Annotated in this window: 20 protein-coding genes; 2 read left to right on the top strand and 18 right to left on the bottom strand. The window is 54.1% G+C overall.

Annotation, left to right across the window (positions count from 1 at the left end; genetic code table 11):
- Position 1 precedes the first annotated feature (1 nt).
- From BBD41_RS24225 to BBD41_RS24140, 18 genes are all read right to left on the bottom strand, one after another.
- Positions 2 to 709 (bottom strand): class I SAM-dependent methyltransferase, encoded by a 708-nt coding sequence (locus tag BBD41_RS24225; RefSeq protein ID WP_099479107.1) that lies wholly within the window; start codon positions 707 to 709, stop codon positions 2 to 4.
- Between the two features lie 80 nt (positions 710 to 789).
- Positions 790 to 1,338, bottom strand: coding sequence for a nucleotidyltransferase family protein (locus BBD41_RS24220; RefSeq protein ID WP_099479105.1), 549 nt, complete (start codon positions 1,336 to 1,338; stop codon positions 790 to 792).
- Complete coding sequence (locus BBD41_RS24215; protein ID WP_077567228.1) at positions 1,304 to 1,510, bottom strand: hypothetical protein; 207 nt, start codon at positions 1,508 to 1,510, stop codon at positions 1,304 to 1,306. The genes BBD41_RS24220 and BBD41_RS24215 overlap by 35 nt, the downstream gene beginning before the upstream one ends.
- 222 nt (positions 1,511 to 1,732) lie before the next feature.
- Positions 1,733 to 1,918: a hypothetical protein gene (locus BBD41_RS24210; protein ID WP_077567229.1), complete on the bottom strand. Its 186-nt coding sequence runs from the start codon at positions 1,916 to 1,918 to the stop codon at positions 1,733 to 1,735.
- Positions 1,919 to 2,154: 236 nt separating this feature from the next.
- The gene (gene rbsK, locus BBD41_RS24205; protein WP_099479103.1) at positions 2,155 to 3,084 is read right to left on the bottom strand and encodes a ribokinase; all 930 of its coding nucleotides are present in this window, start codon (positions 3,082 to 3,084) and stop codon (positions 2,155 to 2,157) included.
- 35 nt (positions 3,085 to 3,119) lie between these two features.
- A complete protein-coding gene (locus tag BBD41_RS24200; RefSeq protein ID WP_099479101.1) occupies positions 3,120 to 5,231 on the bottom strand; it encodes an ADP-ribosylglycohydrolase family protein in 2,112 nt (703 codons plus the stop codon).
- Positions 5,232 to 5,502: 271 nt separating this feature from the next.
- Positions 5,503 to 6,666, bottom strand: coding sequence for an ADP-ribosylglycohydrolase family protein (locus BBD41_RS24195; RefSeq protein WP_099479099.1), 1,164 nt, complete (start codon positions 6,664 to 6,666; stop codon positions 5,503 to 5,505).
- A 14-nt stretch (positions 6,667 to 6,680) separates the two neighbouring features.
- On the bottom strand, positions 6,681 to 8,180 hold the full coding sequence (locus BBD41_RS24190; RefSeq protein ID WP_099479097.1) for an extracellular solute-binding protein: 1,500 nt from the start codon (positions 8,178 to 8,180) through the stop codon (positions 6,681 to 6,683).
- Positions 8,181 to 8,242: 62 nt separating this feature from the next.
- Positions 8,243 to 9,115 carry a carbohydrate ABC transporter permease gene (locus BBD41_RS24185; RefSeq protein ID WP_099479094.1) on the bottom strand — a complete coding sequence of 291 codons (873 nt, stop codon included), beginning with the start codon at positions 9,113 to 9,115 and terminating at the stop codon, positions 8,243 to 8,245.
- A gap of 12 nt (positions 9,116 to 9,127) precedes the next feature.
- The gene (locus BBD41_RS24180) at positions 9,128 to 10,021 is read right to left on the bottom strand and encodes an ABC transporter permease (RefSeq protein ID WP_077567235.1); all 894 of its coding nucleotides are present in this window, start codon (positions 10,019 to 10,021) and stop codon (positions 9,128 to 9,130) included.
- 3 nt (positions 10,022 to 10,024) lie between these two features.
- Positions 10,025 to 10,351, bottom strand: a complete 327-nt coding sequence (locus BBD41_RS24175) for a DUF4387 domain-containing protein (protein ID WP_077567236.1) — start codon at positions 10,349 to 10,351, stop codon at positions 10,025 to 10,027.
- A complete protein-coding gene (locus BBD41_RS24170) occupies positions 10,335 to 11,714 on the bottom strand; it encodes an acyclic terpene utilization AtuA family protein (protein WP_099479092.1) in 1,380 nt (459 codons plus the stop codon). The genes BBD41_RS24175 and BBD41_RS24170 overlap by 17 nt, the downstream gene beginning before the upstream one ends.
- A 90-nt stretch (positions 11,715 to 11,804) precedes the next feature.
- Complete coding sequence (locus tag BBD41_RS24165) at positions 11,805 to 12,503, bottom strand: FadR/GntR family transcriptional regulator (RefSeq protein WP_099479090.1); 699 nt, start codon at positions 12,501 to 12,503, stop codon at positions 11,805 to 11,807.
- Between the two features lie 440 nt (positions 12,504 to 12,943).
- On the bottom strand, positions 12,944 to 13,228 hold the full coding sequence (locus BBD41_RS24160) for a hypothetical protein (protein ID WP_099479088.1): 285 nt from the start codon (positions 13,226 to 13,228) through the stop codon (positions 12,944 to 12,946).
- A 59-nt stretch (positions 13,229 to 13,287) separates the two neighbouring features.
- A complete protein-coding gene (locus tag BBD41_RS24155; RefSeq protein WP_077567239.1) occupies positions 13,288 to 14,079 on the bottom strand; it encodes a lipid II flippase Amj family protein in 792 nt (263 codons plus the stop codon).
- Complete coding sequence (locus BBD41_RS24150) at positions 14,076 to 14,783, bottom strand: GNAT family N-acetyltransferase (protein ID WP_099479086.1); 708 nt, start codon at positions 14,781 to 14,783, stop codon at positions 14,076 to 14,078. The genes BBD41_RS24155 and BBD41_RS24150 overlap by 4 nt, the downstream gene beginning before the upstream one ends.
- Positions 14,784 to 14,899: 116 nt before the next feature.
- Entirely contained in the window at positions 14,900 to 15,823 is a 924-nt protein-coding gene (locus BBD41_RS24145; protein ID WP_206098261.1) for a sugar phosphate isomerase/epimerase family protein, read from the bottom strand.
- 1 nt (position 15,824) lies between these two features.
- A complete protein-coding gene (locus BBD41_RS24140) occupies positions 15,825 to 16,931 on the bottom strand; it encodes a Gfo/Idh/MocA family protein (protein WP_099479084.1) in 1,107 nt (368 codons plus the stop codon).
- Between the two features lie 624 nt (positions 16,932 to 17,555).
- Here BBD41_RS24140 and BBD41_RS24135 point away from each other — a divergent pair.
- Both BBD41_RS24135 and sstT read left to right on the top strand, forming a co-directional pair.
- On the top strand, positions 17,556 to 17,954 hold the full coding sequence (locus tag BBD41_RS24135) for a hypothetical protein (protein WP_077567242.1): 399 nt from the start codon (positions 17,556 to 17,558) through the stop codon (positions 17,952 to 17,954).
- 546 nt (positions 17,955 to 18,500) lie between these two features.
- On the top strand, positions 18,501 to 19,733 hold the full coding sequence (gene sstT / locus BBD41_RS24130; RefSeq protein ID WP_099479082.1) for a serine/threonine transporter SstT: 1,233 nt from the start codon (positions 18,501 to 18,503) through the stop codon (positions 19,731 to 19,733).
- Positions 19,734 to 19,763: the final 30 nt, after the last annotated feature.

Here is a 19,763-nt window from a genome sequence, read left to right as displayed (position 1 = left end):
CTTACCGCGCTCCTTTTCGTGCAGTGAAGGTAATCCATTCGCCGCAAAACATCATATCCCTGCCGTCGTGGACCTCGGGAATTTCCTGATGGACCTGCCGCTCACACAGGATCTCCCAATCGGCATACAAACGATGCAGGATCGAGAAGGCGCGTTCCGTTGGAAGATTCAGCTCGATCAAGCCGTCCCGCTCCTTGCCCGTCTCCACATCGATCTCCTTCACATTCGTGTTGATCATGATGCAGTGGATACCAAGGGGAGCCGTGCCTTCCTGCATCTCTTCGAGCTTGGCAACGAACGCTTCCTCCGAGCTGAGGTGCTCAAGGCAGGAGCAAGCCACAATATAATGATACATGCCCGGCGTGACTCGAAAATACTGGGCATCCGCCACATGCGTCTCGATATGGGACGCAACGCCATGCTGCTCGGCATACTGCCGCAGCTTCGCGATTGCCGACTCCAGCAGGTCCACACAGACGACCGTCCCGTTCATGTCGCGGATCCGCTGAGCCATCGGAATGCTGTTCCGGCCGACGCCGCAGCCTAAATCCAGGATCCGCATGTTCTGGACCCTCAGCAGCTCCAGATGTTCCATGACCGCAGCCACTGGCCGCGCCAGCCAGCTCCCGGGCTCGAACAATACGGTTTGATCGTAAAACTGTTCGTGATAAGCTCTTTCCTTCTCGCGTGCTTGCTGAAAATCTCCCATGTCGCTCTCTCCCCTTCTCTGTTTTGCAGCAGCATGGCGATATCCGCATATGCCACCGGATGAGGATAAACTCCATGCGGCTAATCCTCAATAATCGTCAGCAGCGGCCACTGGCCCGCCCACTGCTTTCTTTGTACCCGTTCCAGGTAATACTCACGCTTTAAGAATGCGGGGCTGCGCCTCACGCGAATAGCGAACAGATCCTCAAGCCCGTACGGGCAGACCAGCTCGATTCCTCCAGCCGGATTTAGCCTCGCCCCGATGGCCGTAGCGGTTTCGGGCCACATCGACAACGCATCATGGGTCGACCGGTAAGGCGCATCCCCGTTTTTGATATGCATCCGGGCCTGATTCTTGACCGACCACTTGGGATTCTGCGTCGATTCCCTTAGTTTCCGTTCCAGAAGCTCGTCCCGCTCCCGGGAAGCATCATCCGGATCAAAAAACACCACATCGATATCGCTGTGCCGATCGGAACGGTCATATCCATGAAGGATATCCCACACATAGTTGCGGATATAGCCTGCAGCAATATAGCATTGCGGCAGGTCTAGCTCCCGCACCCGCTGCAAATCCGCCATCAAAGGCTGATGTTCACAGATCCAGCTCTTTAACCGTTCCTCTAACAATCCATTCACCTCCTGCACGCTTGTAGTAAACATCCAAGTTTTGAAAATACGTCTGATTATAGCCGAGGGAGCGCTCCATGCAGGTTGTTAGCTGCCATTTCGGTACCTCGAGTGCACCAGGGAGAAGCTGCGTAGGCTCGTCCGAACAAGCATTCTCCCGCCAAAAAGCCAAAGACCGCCTCCTAATGGAAAACGGTCTATATTCGGTCAACAAGTAAACCTATTATATTCCAGTTCATCCCCTGCCGGCAATACAGCCCATTCAAAACATGGTTCGGCTCATTCGCCTTAACGGCGATTACAGAAAGTGAAAGCATCTCTTAGCGGATTGAGGCTCCGTCGAGCAAGATTGCGCGCATGATTACAAAAGAAGCGGTGCCGCCGCAAGCGCGGATCAGACCGCGGCGTCAACTCGCTCCTGCGATGCGCCGTCGCAGCGCTTGCAGACCTTCAATGCCGTTCCGTCCGTCTTCGTCCGCGGATATAACAGCTTCGTTCGCGTGCTTCCACACACCGGACACGTTCCCCGCGCTCGGCTGGGCAGATGCCACAGTGCCTTTCCTCTTTTTTGCTTGGCCATTACGTTCCATCCCCCGTTTCATTCATCATTTCGTTGACTCTACATTGTATGAAAGGGGGAGCCTGAACATGTTGAATGGTCTTATGTCTAAAAAGCGCTGCTTGCAATGTGAATCGTGTAAGTCCAATCCGCCCCGGCTCTATGGAAAACCAAAAAAACCATAGGGGGACCTTACAAACGCCCTCTATGGCTTATTGGGTTTGGACGGCTCCCCCGAACAGAAGAGCTGTTCTCCATCAATGTGTCGATGTCGGCTGCTTCTCCAAGAACCACTCAATATCCTGCTTGGACGGAATGGAAGCCTGCGCACCCGGGCGGGTGACCGCTAAAGCTGCGGCGGCGGCAGCGAATCGAAGCGCTGCTTCGGTTGCCATGCCCCCTGAGCTTGCGGCCGCATATGCCCCGATAAAGGTATCGCCTGCCGCTGTCGTATCCACGGGCTTCACGGAGTAAGCCGGCACGGCAATCCGCTCTCCTCGGCGGTTTGCGTAGAAGCATCCCTGCTCTCCCAGTGTAACGATCACGTTCTCCGTTCCCAGGCTTAGCAGTTTCCCTGCGGCAAGCTCGGCCGTCATCGGGTCTTCCACCTTCACGCCGCTGACGGCCGCCGCCTCCGTCTCATTCAGAATCAATGTATCCAGCAGCGGAAACAGCGACGGAGGCAAAGCCCGGGCAGGAGCCGGGTTCAGCCAGACGCGAACCCCCGCTGCATTCGCAGACTGAATGACGGCCTCGTTTGTCTCCCATGGGATTTCATTTTGCAGCAGGACCGCACAAATATCCTCCCAATGGACCTCCGCTTGGACGTCAGCCTCCGTTAACTGTCCGTTGGCTCCAGCTGACAACACGATATGATTCTCGCCTTCTTCATTAACCGTAATAATCGCCATGCCCGAGGTGCCTTCCTTGGCTAATACGGACTTCACCTCCACTCCCCGGTCCTCCAGGGAAGAAACGAGCGTATCGCCAAACGGATCGTGGCCGACCGCTCCGATCATCGCACACTCCGCGCCGGCCATCGCGGCGGCCACGGCCTGATTCGCCCCTTTCCCTCCGGGGAAGAAGGACGTCCCGCTGCTGTGAATCGTCTCCCCCGGCTGCGGAAACTTCGATACGCTGCTGACCACATCCATGTTGATGCTGCCAATGACGTAAAGTTTCCCCACATCGATCTCCTCCCTTCCATTATTCTCGCTCTAGCTCACGATACGGACGTTCGTACCTGAACCTCTCGAATGTGAAGCTCCCCATCCTCCAGGCAGCCGAACCCGAACATCCCGTGCCCAAACGCACTATCCTTGCATTCCAGAACGTTCTCGCCATTGATGAACAGCGTGAAATGATCCTTCTGCGCTTTCAGCTTGAAATGATACGCCTGCCCGTGCTCCCAATCATATCTGGCGGTGATGAGCCGTTTCGCCCCGAATTCCTGTTTGATAAACGATACGGCGTTCGGGCCGTCGAAGCCGGCCAAATAGTGCCGCATCACGCCCTGCGCTCTTACGATAAGGCAGTGGCTGTCTCCCGAGACCGGCGTGATAACCGCTTCGACCTCCGTGTCATCCGCATAGTAATTGCCGGAGTAGGATGAGGCATCCCCTTCCGCCTTTCCCCACAGCGTGCCATCGCGAAGCTCCCAAACGCCCCGATGATGGGAGAACGGGGTGACGGAGCCGAATTCCTTGGCCTGCTTGGCAAAATCGATCGTGTATTTCGCCTCGCCCGTAATGCGGAACTGTCCGATAAACAGCCGGCCGATGGCCCGGTTCGCGAGCGGGGAAGGGCTCTCCAATATCCAGCCGATCTCGTCGATCATGGCCCCATCGGTGTCGGGAATTACCCATTCGATATCGTTCCACTTTCCATTCTCCGGCGTAGCCGGGCTGAGCAATACTTCTTCTCTATTATAAGTGTTGCGTACGTAGGGTGTCAGCCTGATTGGCTCGCCCTCCCATTGATCCGCATAGATTTTCGCAGAAACGGTTTGACCGCTATAGGCCAGCGGAGCAAAGGTCGGCTTGTATTTCTCGTCATTGAACTCGGCTCTGCGGTAGAACGGCTTGTAATAAATTTTGCTGCTGTCGCCTTCAACCAATCGGTCGAACACGATTTCCAGCGCCCCCCTGCCGCCATAGGTTTGTTGAACCGAGTGTCTGACGACAGGCGTCTTGAACGGATTGCTGGTGCGGAAGCCGTGGGTTGAACCCGGCAGATCGAAGTCGAAGCTGACCTCGCCCGGCTTCACGCGCTCCACTAAGTCCTGCGGGGCTGTTTCTCCGTTCAGCCGATAGCCGAGCAGCGCAAGCTCTCTGGCGAAGGTCGGAAAGTCGACCAAATTCAAATAGCCGGACACGCTCGAGGCTACGATAAAATCATTGATCGGCTTGCGATAGTGGTCCGGAATGCCGGCCAAACCGCTGTATACACCGAGAATGCTGCCGACATTGCCTGCATTGCAGTCCGTATCCCAGCCGCACATCGACGCGATCTCGACCGTACGCGCGAAATCCCCATCACCGTACAGCAGGGCAAGCACGCAGACGCCGGCATTCGGGATAATATGGCACACCCCGGTATATTTATCATATCCCCAGTGTTCCTCCAGGTACTGCCGGCATGCCCGGAAATCCTCGGGATGGTCGCGATGGAAATCCTGGACCGCACGCACGACGCGTGCATACGTAGAATCTGCCGGAATCATGCGCAGTCCTTCGCTTATGATTTCATCGACGGAAGCCGCATCGAAAGCTTTGGCGATGCACGCAGCCATGAAGCGTGCGCCATAGAGCCCGTTGCCGTCATGGGATACGCTCGCCGCCTTCTCCGCGTATTCGGCGGCCTTCTCCGCCCGACCGGGGAACAGCAGCCCCCAGGAGTCGATGAAGATCTGTCCTCCGATCTGCTCCGCCATTTCCTCTCCGTTCACCTCGATCGAGCCGGACTTCGGAGCGGGGATTCCTTTGCGGAGATTCACGTAGGCACGATGCTCCGTGCTGATATCCTCCCCGCCCCACCAGAACATGCCGATGCCTTCGCGGGCATAATTGAGCCAAGCTCTGCCGACATCCTCCGGCTCCAATTCCCGGTCTGCTGCATCGTCATAGAGCGCCCGTATAAAAAACACCGGCCCGTTCGCATCATCATCCGCCGCAAACGTGGTATACGGCTTCACATAATCGCGGATATCCCCATATACGTCGCGTATACGTTCGTAGGTCCAAGCCACCGGCTCAATGGGTGCTCCCAGCCGTATGCCGATGTTCATGCCGATAAATCCGGCATAAACCGACTCCACATAATTTTCAGGTATCATAGACGTACACTCTCCCTCCCAGCCTGTTGAACGAATTGTGCCAAGGCCAGTCATGATCCTTCTCTCTTGCCTTGCTCGGAGCGGCAAGCTCGGTAGCCGCGTGTAAAACCGATGTCTCCCTCAAATGAGCCTTTAGTGCCCCGGCAGGTCCGGCAAGTCACACTCCGGATTTCCTGCTCTCTTGCATAACGAAACCCGGCTGCGGCGACCGACAATTCTTCAAATCAGGCTTCTTGATAACGGTTAAATCTAACCGTTCAAATTCAACGGTTCATTGCAGCTCTTCCAACCATACCCGCTTTCTGCTTTCATGGATCCGAAGATCCTCCTCGATGATTCGGGCCGCGGCTTCGGAGAAGCGGTCGGCGATACCGATTAGATCCAATCGGTTCACCTTGTTCAACTGCTCGATATCCTCGGTCCGTATTGCTTCACAGCCGTGCATTGCGCCGAGGATGACGCCGGCCATGACGCCGATGGAGTCGGTATCCCGGCCGGAATTGATGCCGTCCAGTATCGTCCGGTAATATTCGCCGTCATTCAGCACCATAAAAGCAAGCGCAAGCGGCAGCTCCTCAATCGACCACAGGCGGCTCGGCGTGTAATGGTTGCTTGGAAGGCCAACCTTGTCGATATGGCGGCTTACGTCATCGCCCATCGGCGAGTACTTCAGCAGGATCTCTTGGAACGTCTCAACGACCCGGTCCATATCTTCCCGGAACGGACGCAGCTCTCGGGCCGCTTCCGTCAATTCGGCAATTGCAGCTTTCGTGCCGTCCTTCGCGAGGGCGATTGCCGTATGAACGATATCATCCACCGTCGCGCCCGGCTCGAAGGCTTTGGCAACGCAGGCAGCAAGCACGCCGGCTGCTTCCAGTCCGTAGCTGCTCTGATGACCCATCGCGAACAGAATTGCTTCATCATAAGCTGCCTTCGGATGGCAAGCATTGACGATTCCGATCGGGGCGATGTACATCGCCGCCCCGCAGTTGACCATATTGCCGATGCCGCCCTCCCGTGGATCGCAGTTTGCCAGCACATGGCGCATGAAGATATATTTTTCCGGGTAAAACAGCCGCTCGATAATGAGCGTCTCTTGATCCAGCTCCGGGACGTAGGTCTTGCGAAATGCAATTTCCTTCACGAATTCTTTGCCCATGTCGTAGGCGTCCAAATGCCGGCCCTCGGTCATATACACCTTCATCAGCGCGATGGTCATCAGCGTATCGTCCGTTACGATGCCGTTGCCCCGCATTCTGCCGAGCCGGACATCGGCGGGAAGGTCCGCTTTATGCCACTTGGTCATTAGCGATTCCACCCGGCCATATTTCGATTTGATCTCCGCATACGTCAGCTTCTCGACGGGAGCCCCCAGGGCATCCCCGAGCGCAGTCGATAGGACCACGCCCCTTACTCGGTCACGAAAGAATGTCATCCGCTCTAAGCTCCTTATTTGATGTTCTCGTTAGCATATTTCGTTACTTCCGTGCCTCCGGCAGCATACCAAGCTTCAACAAATTCATCGAACTGGGACAGATCCTTCTTGCCGGTAATGAAATCGGTCGAATATTCCTTATACAGATTGTTCATCGCATCCCAGTTGGCAACGAATTGCTCCGGAATCAGGAAGTTGTTGTCCTCGGTGTAAAATTCGGAAGCCATATTTAGCGACTCCATTCCCGGCTTGCCCAGCAGCGGGGTCTTCAGCGGCGTTGCCGATTTCATCTCGACCGGCTCCCAGAAGCGTGCATACCACTCGCTGTAATATTTATCATTGAGCACGATCTCCCCGTTCTCCTCGGTAAAATGCTCGTTCTCAAAGCCCAGGCGGTCCAGCATTTGTCCTTTCGGGCTTGCCAAGTAATCAAACACCCGGAACGCAATGTCCTTGTGAGGAGACTGCGAAGAAATCGCGAGACCGCGGGATTCCTTCGTTACGTCGGTGGCCCCGAAGCCTTGACCTCCATCACCCTTGGCAGGCGGCAGAACGATCAGCTCGGCTTCCTTACCGCCCAGATCCTGCATTCTTCCGTCATACAGATCCAGGATTTTGCCAACGGTGCCTGTAATTACGGCCGCATCGCCCTTATAGAAGGCATCTTCCTTCGTGTCCCACTGCTTCGTAATGAATTGCGGGTCCAGCAAACCTTCCTTGTAAAGCTTGTTATAGAAGGTCAGCTTCTCCTTCTCGTTCTGGGATACCTTGGAATATTCATACGTTCCGTCATCCTTCTTGAGCCAAGTCGTGTCGAGGCCGAAAGCGGTATTGAAAATGAAATTGATCTCGGCGATATCGCCTGCGGCGGTCAGCGCATAACTAGGCTTGCCTTCGCCCGGCTTTTTCTCGACCATCTCTTTAAAGAAGGCGTAATAATTGTCGACGGTCGGATTTTCGATCAACGCTTTGGAGCTGTCCATCGCATTGAACCAGTCGGCGCGGATCACCGGCGCTTTCGGTGCGAGCGGCTTGATCCACATCAGATACGGATAGCTCTCCATGCGGGTTTTGTTATGCGGCTCCATGATGTCTTTGATGTACTTGGATTTTTCGATATACGGTCTCAGATCCTCCAGCAGGCCTTGCTCCGAGATTTGCTGGTCGCCGCCCTGGAAATAGATGATATCCGGAATCGTGCCGCCGAGCAGCAGCAGATTCAAATTTTCGGCATAGCTGCCCTGCGCCAGATCGACGAGCTCAAACTTTACGTTCAGCCCCTCATCCTCCGCCAATGCTTTCTCCAGCGTTTCGAAGAATTTTACGGAGACCGGATTGGTCGTTCCCTCATCCTTATACACGATCTTCAGCGTCACGGCCTCTCCGCTGCCGTCGGGCTTTGCCGCTTCCGGCTCCTGCCCCGCGCCCGGAGCGCTTGAGTTAGAGTTCGATGTGCATGCGGACATGACCATAACCAGCATGGCTACGATTAACAACAGGCTTACCTTTTTCATGGTTTGTTCTCCCCTTTTTAGAAAATGGAACGTACGCGGCGGATACATCTTGCCTTCCCGGCTTAATCCTTGACCCCTCCTTCAAGCTCGCCCTTGGCGTAATATTTCAAAATGAAAGGATATAGGAACAGCAGCGGCACGATCGCAATGATGATCGTCCCTGCCTGCAAGGAAGCAAAGTCGAAGTTGATGGCGCTGTCGAACATATTCTGATTGCCCATCAAGGACGTGTTGTCCTTGCGGACGACGAACTGGCGCAAAACGACCTGAAGCGGCCATTTGCCCGGCTCCGAGATGTACAGCGTTGCACGGAAATATTCATTCCAGTGATACACGCCGTAGAACAGCCCCAGCGTCGCCAGCCCCGGCTTCGACAGCGGCAGAATGATCCGGGTGTACAATCGGAAATGTCCGGCGCCATCCATCCGGGACGCTTCCAAAATCTCCTCCGGAATATCCTGAATGAACCGCATCAGGATAAACAGGTAATACACGTTAATCGCCTTATACAGAATCAAGGAGGTAAGCGTATTCATAAGTCCGAGATCTTTAATCAGCAAATACTCCGGGATCATGCCCGGCTCGAATACCATAACGACAATCAAGAGAAACAACACCGCTTTTTTGCCGATAAACTCCGTTCTCGCCAGCACGTATGCAGCCATGGACGTCAGCAGCAGGTTCAGAAACGTCCCAGCTGCGGTTATCCACACCGAATTCATGATGCTCCCCGTTATCAGCGGGTTGGCAAACAGCAGCTGATAATTGATCGTTGAGAAGCCTTTCGGCACAATATCGAGACCGCCCATCAGGTGGGCTTTGCCCGGGTCGGTCAAGGATAGCGCCAGCAGGTTCAGGATGGGAATCAGCACCATGAGCGTGAACAGGAACAGCAAGACATAAATGACGATTTTCGATAACTCCAGCCGTCTCATCGTTCTCCCCCTTTACCAGACGCCCTTGCCCGAGATGCGTTTCGAAATGAAATGCGTGCCCAGGATGAGGACAATCCCGATGACGCCTTTAAATAGACTAGCCGCGGTTGCATACGCAAACTGCCCGTTTCCGATACCGATCCGGTATACATAGGTGTCCAGAATGTCCACCACGCTGATGATGGAATCGTTCATAAAGTTAAACACTTGGTCGAAGCCCGCATTCATGAAAAATCCTAGATTCAGAATGAAGACGGTTACAATTGTGCTGTACAAATGAGGAAGCGTGATGTACCGCATCTGCTGCAGCCGGGTGGCACCGTCGATTTTCGCGGCCTCGTATAATCCCGGGCTGATCTTCATGATCGCGGCCAGATAAATGATGGAATCCCAGCCAGCACTCCGCCAAATTTCGGAGAAAACAAGCACCCAGCGGATATGCTCCTTGCTGGTCATATAATCGACCGACGGCAATTGAAAGAAATTCGCAATCAGATTGACCCCGCCGTCCGCCGGATTCAGCAGGCTGATCCAGATCCCCGCGATAACGACCCAGGACAGAAAGTGCGGCAGATAAACGACGGATTGCACATACTTGCGGTATTTGCTGCTGCGCACTTCATTAATGAGCAGGGACAGCATGATCGGAATCGGGAATACGAAGATGATTTTCATCAAGCTGATAATGATCGTGTTCTCCAGTACGCTGGTGAATGCCGGCGAACTGAACAAGGTCTTGAAATGCTTCCAGCCGACCCAGACATGGTCGCCCAGAATGCGGTAATCCTGGAAGGCGAGCTTCATGCCATAGAGCGGAATCAGGTGAAAGATGAAAAAGTAGAGCAGAGGTAAGGCCAGCATGGCGTACAATACCCAATCCTGCCTCAAGCGTCTGAGCACCTTCATCGTCTACCCCTCCTCTGATTGATGGATGGCCAGCTTCATCAGCGGAGCATGCTGCTGTGCTCCGTACACGTCGCGGTCGCCGACGCTGCCCGACGAAATATCCCGCGAGATGGTCACTTTGAAGCCGAGCGCCTGGTCAAAAAACACCAGGTGATGAACCTGTTCTTCCTTGATCCGGTACAGATCGCAGATGGTTCGTTTGGTAATGCAGCCGGATTGTTTTACTCTGTCATAATCGTCTTTGGAATCAAACAGGACGTCCAAAGTAATCTCGAAGGGGCCGGAGTTTTTGCTCCGCAGCACCTTCGCCACGTCACCGAGCAAGGCCATGCTGATAACCTCCCTTTCGAAATTCGATGCGAAACGCACTTCGGGTCATTTCCATCAGGTGATACACGGAGAATTCGTAAACAGGACCGAACTCGATATCGCTTGGGGCGAATGGAAAAGCCAAATTGCCCGCCGTTGCCTTCCGGCCCTCATAGCCGTAATGCAGGAAGGTCGATCGGACGGTGGCGCATATGCTGCTAGCCAGCTCCTGCGTCCTCGCAACCACTTCGAACATCACCCCCACCTCGTGCCCCTGGAAGGGCTCCGTCTCTTTGCTGCCGAGTACGCCGTTCTTCCCGTAGTTGTAAAACCGGATTTGGTAATCGGTTTCGGGAATCTCACCGTAATACTCTCTCGCCTGGCTTCGGACGTACTCCTCGACCTCCTCCAGCTTCCCGATCAGGATCGGGTCGCGGATCCCCGCAATCACGAAAGTTCGGTAAGCCACGCGCCTTGCTCCTTCCAATTTGACGAAGTATTTCTCCGCAGGCAGGTACCGGCTTCCGCTGACGCGGACGATGCCCGGCTCAATCTCTTCGAACCGGCAGTTTTCCAGATCCAGCGTAAATCCGGGCCCGTGCAGGATGTACGGATGCTCCTTCTCATAGAACGTATGGGCCGCGACGCTGGTCGGGCTGCAGGTACGTGCCGGATTCAGGGACTGTACGGTAAAGCTGTCGTCCCCGATGGTGCCGAGGATGCTGTCCTTCGTCGTGCCGGGCTCCGCACACAGCGCGCCGCATTCGAGAATTTTGCCGAGATGGTACGAGAGTCCGGGATCCTTGCCATGGAATATGCCGATCGCTGCGAAAGGGGACGGATCATAGGCGCGACCGCAGACAATGATCTCGCTTCCGGCCTGAAGCGCTTCCACAATGGGCTCATGTCCCATTTGGGCCACGATGCTCTTGGTCGTATCGATCATCTCATCCGTCAATGGCGGGATGTTCGGGCTAAGCGTGTGAATGCGTCCTTCCTTCTTCGCCTGATGGATTTCGTCCTGGGTGAAGTCCGCCCAGATTACCGATACTTTCGCCTCCATCCCGAGTTCGGCCAATATTTCATCAATGATCGCAAGCGTCCAATTGACATGCGTTCTGGCGCCGGAACCGCCGGCTGAGCCGATGATGATCGGAATGTTCCGGGGAAGGCCGGCAGAGAGCATGATCTTCAGGTCTTTCTTTACCGCGCGCTTGCTGACGATGGATACGCCGGCGCCCAGCTTATGCGGTCCACCGTCGGTCGAACCCGCATCGACCACGATGCCGTGCAGCTCGTGCTTCAATCCGTTCATGAAGGATTGCTCCGGAAACCCGTATCCCAGCATCCCGCAGGGGGATAAAATTCGAATGTCTGTATTCATCTGCAATCCCTCTTTACCAAATTATTCACTCATGCCCATTGGATAATTGGATTATCCAATTTGTGTTAAAAAGGGGAAGCCACTCCCCTGCTATGCATGAATGTAATTGTTTTTTATGTTCTCCTTCACCCGGCTCAGATGGTTCAACAAGGCGAGCTTTGCCTTCACCGGATCGCGTTCCTTAATCGCCTGTAAAATAAGCAGATGCTCCTCATAGACCTCGCTTTTGCGGCCGGGGATCGCCTGGGTCTTGTTCAAGGTGCGCTGAAGCAGGTCCATATGCAGCTCGATCATATTGACGAGCACGACGTTATGCGTCGCCTTCGCGATCGATAAATGGAAGGCCTGATCCGGCTTGGAACGGTCTTCATCGTCTAACCCGACCTGGCCCCACTTCTCGAAGGCCGCCTCGATTTCAGCGATGTCCTCTTCCGTGGCCCGCTTGGCCGCCAGCTCCACAATCCCCGTCTCGAACAGCTCCCGGGCTTCCAGCAGCTCAATGATCGTCGCGCGTTCGATATTGTCGAGGATCCGGCTTCGGTCCTCCGCAACATCGAGCGCCTTGCTGAGAAAACGCCCCCCTCCGGGCCTTGCTTCGATCAGCCCTTCCCTCTCGAGAATGCGGAAGGCTTCCCGCAGCGTTCCGCGGCTGATTCCGAACGATTGCGCCAGCTCGCGCTCGGTCGGCAGAACATCACCGGGGCTTAGATTTCCTTCTAAAATCAAATTTTTGATCTGTTCAATGACGTCCTCATATACCCGATGATATTTAATCTTCTTAATGGTCATATGATTTCCCTCTCTATCCTTCATCAAAATCGGTAATTGGGTCATCCAATGGACCGCAGATCTAGCATAAACGGATCACATTTGGGCTGTCAAGCAAAATTATAGCGCTTACATCTAAAATAAACTCGATTTTCCTGAGTATCCGACGTAATCGAAGAGTAATTGGGTGATCCAATTTTCTGCTGTTTGCGGCTATAACCCCTGATCTGTCATGGATTTGTCAGCTTCGAAGAATGGCAGCTCCTTCTATAGTGCGCATCCAATTACGGCAAAGCACACCCCCCGCTTCTTAGGCGGGGGGCTTCATAGGTGTGATATACTAACGATTTATTGTTCGAACGGGCTCCTATTCCTGTCGCAGGGAATGGCCACCTGCACGTGGCGGCTTGTCTTGTGCCGCTCCCGAGAGCCGCTAAACCGTGCGAGAAAAATGCTGCGAGTCAGCGCTTCCGCTTGGCAAACGCATATCTTATGCTTCCATACAAGCCGCACAGCACCAGGAATAGGGCCGCGCCCTGTACCGTAATCAGTTTTCCACCGCGCAGTACAGCGCCGAAGGATACCTGGGACGGCAGATGTTCAACATGTTCATACTGGCTTAGAATGTCGGGCACATAAGCTTGAGTTATTATCATCCCCTGGATGATCCCGAACAATAGATAACCGCCGCATACGACTGCGGCGAACAATACGGATTCTAGGACAATCCTTCTCCAAGAAATCATTGCATTCCTCACCCTCCATCATTGCATCATTTAATACCGGATAGCTGTCTTTCCTTCCCCTAAAGCCAGCCGACAATAACGCTGATCAGATATGCGGCGGGAACGATAACGAGCTGTGCCAGCATCGTTCCGAAGAATCGGGAGACCATGAGCATGGTGTACACCTTGCCCAGCTGATTCTTCGCTTCTTCATCCCGCGTAGCTTTATCGGTGATCAGACCTAGCTGCGGGTCGATAAAAATCGTCAGGATAATAGTAGCCATGCCGTTGATTAGCCCCGAGGCTTGGGAGGCCATGGTGCTGTGCGCGGGCACGAGATGAGCCGCATACAACGACGAAAGCACCCCGACGGTATAAAAAGCCGTCACGACGACATGAAGTAAAATAAAGCGGTTGGGCACGCCCAAATATCGAAACTGGCTCAAGCTGAGATTGGGCTTCTTTATGTAATGCCTTGTATTTTTGAGCTGACCGACCGTCACGCTCGAGATCAGCTTCGGGATGGAGCCGGCTACTTCAAGCTTGTTGATGATTCGGCCGAACAGGTTGACGAAGGTTGGGAACAGCGCAATGGCTGCGATAGTGCCGATCGAAGCGGCAAGCAATATGATCCGAAAATAGGAGAGCACGTCAAATGACGTGTGTTCTTTGGCATAATCCACAAATTTGCCGGTGAGCGGGGCCTGGATTAAATTCGAGGTCCGCGACACTAGCAGGACGATGCCCGTCAGCGACAGCGCTACCGCTATTTTATTCAGCTTAACGCCTGCATAACGGATCGAGTAGGACAACGTTTCCGCCGTATGAATGACCATCGTTAGGACAAAGACGACAATCAGCGTTTGGATCATAAGCAATTCCTCTGAATGGTGATATGAAAATCCGTCCCGTACTGATAAAGGTCCAATTTGCGGGCAAGCCACTGTGAGCTCAGATTGTCCCAGGCCGTGCTGTATAGCGGAATACGCCCCAACCGCCGAATCTCCCAGCCCCATCGTGCTGCCGCTTTAGCAGCGAGTCCCCGCCCCCTGAACTCGGAGGCCGTGCTGAGACTTGCCTCCGCCGCCTTGGCGGAAGTCCGGGCCGAGCAGCAGACGGATACGGCCGTATCGCCGATCACACAGCCTATAACCGGCAGGCGTTCCTCAATCTCCGACTTGATCTCTGGAAAGTAGGTCTCCAGCAAGTATGCGTTGGATTGATCGATGAGCACGATGCCCGGATCGGCTGAAGGCTCTCCCGGTTCGGACGGGAAGACATAGGCCGGTCCGATCCATATCTGCTTCACCGGCAGATATTGCTCGATCGTCTTGATCATCTGCATGATGTCTGTCTCCCGTTCGCATTGCATCCGCAGCTCCTCCTCAATGGGATCCGGCATATCTGCCGCAACCAGTAACTCCCGTCCCAACCGCGTGGTGCCGACAAACACTGCCGTATCGGCGGTTTGCGATGGCTCATTGATGCCGATGATCCGCCTTCTGCCGTCAAGCAGGTACAGCGTCTCCGACTGGATCCGCATCAGCTCCGCATCATCGTATCCGGCATGGGTCATTTGTTTCCCTCCATCCTTCATATTTCAATTGAACGGAAACCGTCCAGGTGAATCAGGTACGTCCTTTAGCAAGCCTACATGGCATGAGGCCATGGTCAGCTGGAATGTCACCTTGGTCAGCCGGAAAGCGGCCTTGGTCGGCTGGAATGAGACAAGTGTACTTTCACTTCAAGAAGTGCAGCGGTACGTCGATAAATCGCATCCAGCTGCTGCCCGTTCACAAGACGGGCATCGTGCTCAAACGTAATATGAAATTGTTGATTCCTCGCCGCCACATATTCTAAATAGGCATAAGCGCCGCCGAACCGTTCATCATCGTCATGCTCGGGCAGCACCGGCAGATGATGCTTGAACGTACCGCCGTCGTAACGGACATTGCTGTAGTGGACCAGATCAATTTGCGGCGCAAGCGCCTCCAGAAAAGAATACGGGTCGAAGCCGGCAAAAGCCCTGTGGGCGATATCGAGCCTCGCCGTATCCAGCACGAACCGAATCTCCGGATAGGCCAGGAACGTATCGATCAGGATGTCACCGTAATCCCCGAAAAAGTCATGCTCCAATACGATCCGCTGCTTAAAGCGCATCTGCAGCTCGGCGAGATGTTCAAATAAGGTCAAGGAAATATCCCTGAACCGCTCCCTGGCCAGCTGCTCGTAGCTGTATCGGTGCCCAATGTCGGGAAGCCGCGGATAGGGCGTAAAGGGCTCTTGAAACACCGGATAGAACGGATAATGGAACAGGATGTAGTCCGCGCCGTAGGCGGAGGCAAGCTCAACCTCGGAGGCTATGTACTGCAGCTCTTCCTGAAATTGCCGGGGATCGGGGGCATTTAGCACAGGCAGGCGGTATCCGTCTTCCGCAAGCACCGGTCCATGGATTCCGTATCCGAGCCCGTGCTGACGGCAGAAATCCCGAACCTGAGACAGAGCGGTGCGGTCCGGCAGACAGCATACCTCCATTCCGTTGATCAGCGGCATGGCCAGCTGCTCCCACCTTTCGGGGCTGAATTGCTCCCACATGCCGATCTGCAATCGCCTCATGCTAATGTTCTCCTTTCGTGACAATGACCTGATTCCATGGAGACAGATCGATCCGTACCCGCGAGCCCGTATCGGACGAACGAAGGACAGCATCCATGACAACCTGGGTTCTATGCCCGTCCGCAACGTTCGGGATTTCGAGCATCGACGGCTTATCCGTCAGGCTCCTATAGATGCTGTCGAGCATCGGATAGAAGCCGTTGTAGTAATGTACGGCCGGAACCGTCAATCCCTCCGGAGGTTTTGTGCTCTCAATCTGAACAGGCTCTAAGGCTCCCCCTCTGCTGAATTCCAAAATACGGTCATCGCGCATAACGAGCGTTCCCTCATCTCCGTATATCTCCAGTCTCCATCCCGTACCGGTTCTGCCGGGCAGGAACACGTCCACTGCCAAGCTCGCACCGCCGCGGAACCGGCCCGTGAAGGAAAATGCATCATCGGCATTGCGCACCTCGCGGCCGTCGCTGCCTTCATAACCCGGAATATGCGTCCTGAGATCCCCCTGAACCTCGGCAATTTCTTCTCCCATCCACCACATCAGCGAATCGATCATATGGGACCCGACGGCGAACAGAAAGCCGCCTCCCTCCTCCCTTCGGCCCTCCCAGCCGCGCTGCCCTTCCGCCAGAGCGGAATAGCCCGAAAAGCTGCCGCAATACCGAATATGCTGAATCCGGCCGAGCATCCTTTGGTCCAGCATGGATTTAATCCGCTGCCGAAGCGGCGTAAGCCGCCATAAGAAATTTACGAATGCGTGTCGCTCCAGCCGACTCGCCTCTTCGACAAGCTCCAGGGTTTGTCCGGCATTCATGGCCAGCGGCTTCTCTATCAGCACGTGATGCCCGGTTCGGAGCGCTTGCAGCGCCATGTCGTAATGCTGCGCGGGCGTAGAGGCTATCGATACCAGATCCAGCTCCTCCGATTCCAGCATTTCCCGCCAATTGCTATAAAACGCAATGTCCCGTAGCGAATGTTTCGTCGCTCCATGACGGCCCCGGTATACGCTGGCGATCGATTTCAAATGAAAGCCCGGATACAGCCGGAAGATGGGGGCGTGAACCTCGGCGCCAAAGCCGGTGCCGATGATGCCGATATTGATTTTGTTCATGTATACGCTCCTTTCCGTATGTTATGGCCGCAAAGTGCAGCGACTGTTACCACTTCAATCCCTAACGCCTTTCATCCGTATCACTTCCCGTATCCTCCCAAAAGTCCCGTCGGGTAACCTCGTGGCCGCCCAGCAGCTTTCGGCGGGATGTAGTAGTTCCTCCCGCTTTGTCCTATCCAGGCTAAAACGGCCGACTGGACCCCTCCTGTGCTGTGCTCCGGCCTAGCGGCATGGCGTATCACCAAAGGGGCTTTCGTACCGCTCCTCACGGGCTTTAAAAGAACCGCTGCCGATCATTATGATGTAAGTCTGCGTTCATCCTATGACCTGAGCTGTTGGGCAATGCTAAGGATGTACATGCCAGGCCTTTTAACTCGCTTCCATTTTAACATTATTTACCTTCGATGTGCCTGCTCGTATTAAAATCTGTTTTGGATTCCAGCAAGAAATCATCTGCAACTTTTTCCAGATCGAAATCGTTACAAGAGCATATAGCATTACTGTCCAATCGACCACTTGAATGGGAGCGAAGTGACCGGTTGGATGACGAAAGCTTCAAACCTTTGTTGTATTCTAATGATCGCGTCACTCTGAATTAATAGAAACATCCCAAGGAGGGTTCCCATGCGAAAAATGCAAATAACGTTCCTGGTGCCCGTCATGTTCGCCTTTGCGATCGGCTGCGCTTCATCCCCCAAGCCTGTTGTTATCAACGACTACAAGATGTCTGCAGTCCATGATGATTTCCCGGTCCCGGAGCAAGCGGTTGAACGCGAGGCGATATTCGAGAATCCGAATATTGCGAAGGGCGTAACGTACGAATTGGAAAATATCGGAGGCGAGCAGGGGCTATATCCCCCAGTATCCTATCTTGAACAGATCCAAGCTTCCGGTTGGATCGAGATCGAGGAGGAGCGTCTGGGTCATGTGCATTTTTTCCGTAAGGCCGATACAAAGATCGCCTTGGAAATTCGAGAGGATTCGATTGATGTGTATGAGCTTAAACAAGATGACGCCCCTTAAAGACTCGTAACTGTTATGATGCGCCGGTTGACACTGACACACACCTCTTCCTGTTGTAAGGGGAACGCCGTTAGCTGCTGCCCTGGCTTAGCACGCCTCAGCCGCTCAACAAGTCCCGAAAAGGGACTTGTTGAGCGGCTTTTCTGGCCTCTGCAAGTTCTTAAAAAGGACTTGAGGGCCGACGATCCGCCTCCATTTACCTGACTCCGCCCGAACCCGGCTGAGTCCGCGCCCTCATCACAAGAAAGCGCCTCAATCGACTTACGTATCTACTGATTTGACCAATGGATGGATAGCCGGAATATTCGGAACTGCCCCATGTCTATACATACTTTGGTAACAGCTCCAGTATATTAGCGTATGATAGCTTTGCTCATGCCGACCCCGACTGCAAAAGTTTCGAGTCCCAAATTGCGGAAATTATCATATATATTACCAGTTATATACAACCATCGCTTTACATGATAAACTATCGCTATATCACATTGCAGCGTCGAGGCGGTGCATATTAATACTGTTGAACATGCATATTTTTGGAGGAAAAAGATGAAAGCAATAATTCTCAAGTGGAACCGCGTAAGTCTTGTAAAACGAATTTTGGCGGGTATCATTGCAGGGATTATCCTTGCCCTGATTGTTCCCGGTGCGACAGGAATCGGTCTGTTCGGTACTTTATTTGTATCCGCTTTAAAAGCGGTTGCTCCCGTATTGGTGCTGTTCCTTGTCTTGTCCGCCATCTCGAACCATACGAAAGGCCGCCAGACGAACATGAAGTCGATCCTTGTCTTGTACGGTATAAGTACATTTCTGGCGGGGCTGGTGGCGGTCATCGCCAGTTTTATTTTTCCCGTAGGCTTGTCGCTGGTAACGGGATCCACGGACCTGACTCCGCCCGAGGGCATTGTCGAGGTGCTGAAGACACTGCTATTGCAGGTTGTCGATAACCCGGTCAACGCACTGTTGAAAGCCAATTATATCGGAATCCTGGCATGGGCGATCCTGCTGGGGCTGGCTCTGCGAAACGCCAAAGAGGGGACGAAAAACCTGCTGACCAATATCTCGGATGCGGTATCCCAAATCGTCAAATGGGTGATTCAGTTTGCGCCGTTCGGGATTATGGGACTTGTGTTCGATTCCATTACCGCTAACGGGCTGGCCTCCCTGCTCGATTACGGGAAGCTGCTGCTCCTGCTTGTCGGATGCATGCTGTTGATCGCACTTGTCGTCAACCCGCTCATTGTCTATGCAAAGCTGCGCAAAAATCCGTATCCGTTGGTGCTGACCTGCCTCCGGGAAAGCGGCATTACCGCGTTCTTCACCCGCAGCTCTGCAGCCAACATTCCAATCAATATGCGATTATGCGAGAAATTAAAGCTCAATTCGGATACGTATTCGGTATCCATCCCGCTAGGCGCCACGATCAATATGGCGGGGGCAGCGGTAACGATCTCGGTCTTAACGCTGGCAGCGGTCCATACACTCGAGATTCAGGTGGATTTTGGCACGGCGCTTATTCTCAGCCTAGTATCAGCGATCGCGGCAGCAGGCGCTTCCGGCGTGGCCGGCGGGTCGCTGCTGCTCATTCCGCTGGCGTGCAGCTTGTTCGGTATTTCGAATGACATTGCCATGCAGGTTGTTGGCGTAGGCTTTATTATCGGTGTTTTGCAGGACTCTTGTGAAACAGCGCTGAACTCATCCTCTGACGTGCTGTTTACAGCCACGGCGGAATATGCGAAGAAGCGTAAAGAAGAAGGGAACGCTACGATTACGCATGCCTAAAGAAAGCAGGCTGCCTGTAAACCGCCCCTC

This window comes from Paenibacillus ihbetae, assembly GCF_002741055.1.
GTDB classification, from domain to species: Bacteria; Bacillota; Bacilli; order Paenibacillales; family Paenibacillaceae; genus Paenibacillus_AQ; species Paenibacillus_AQ ihbetae.
The sequence above is the reverse complement of the archived record's forward strand: the minus strand, read 5'-3'. Positions and strand labels throughout refer to the sequence as shown.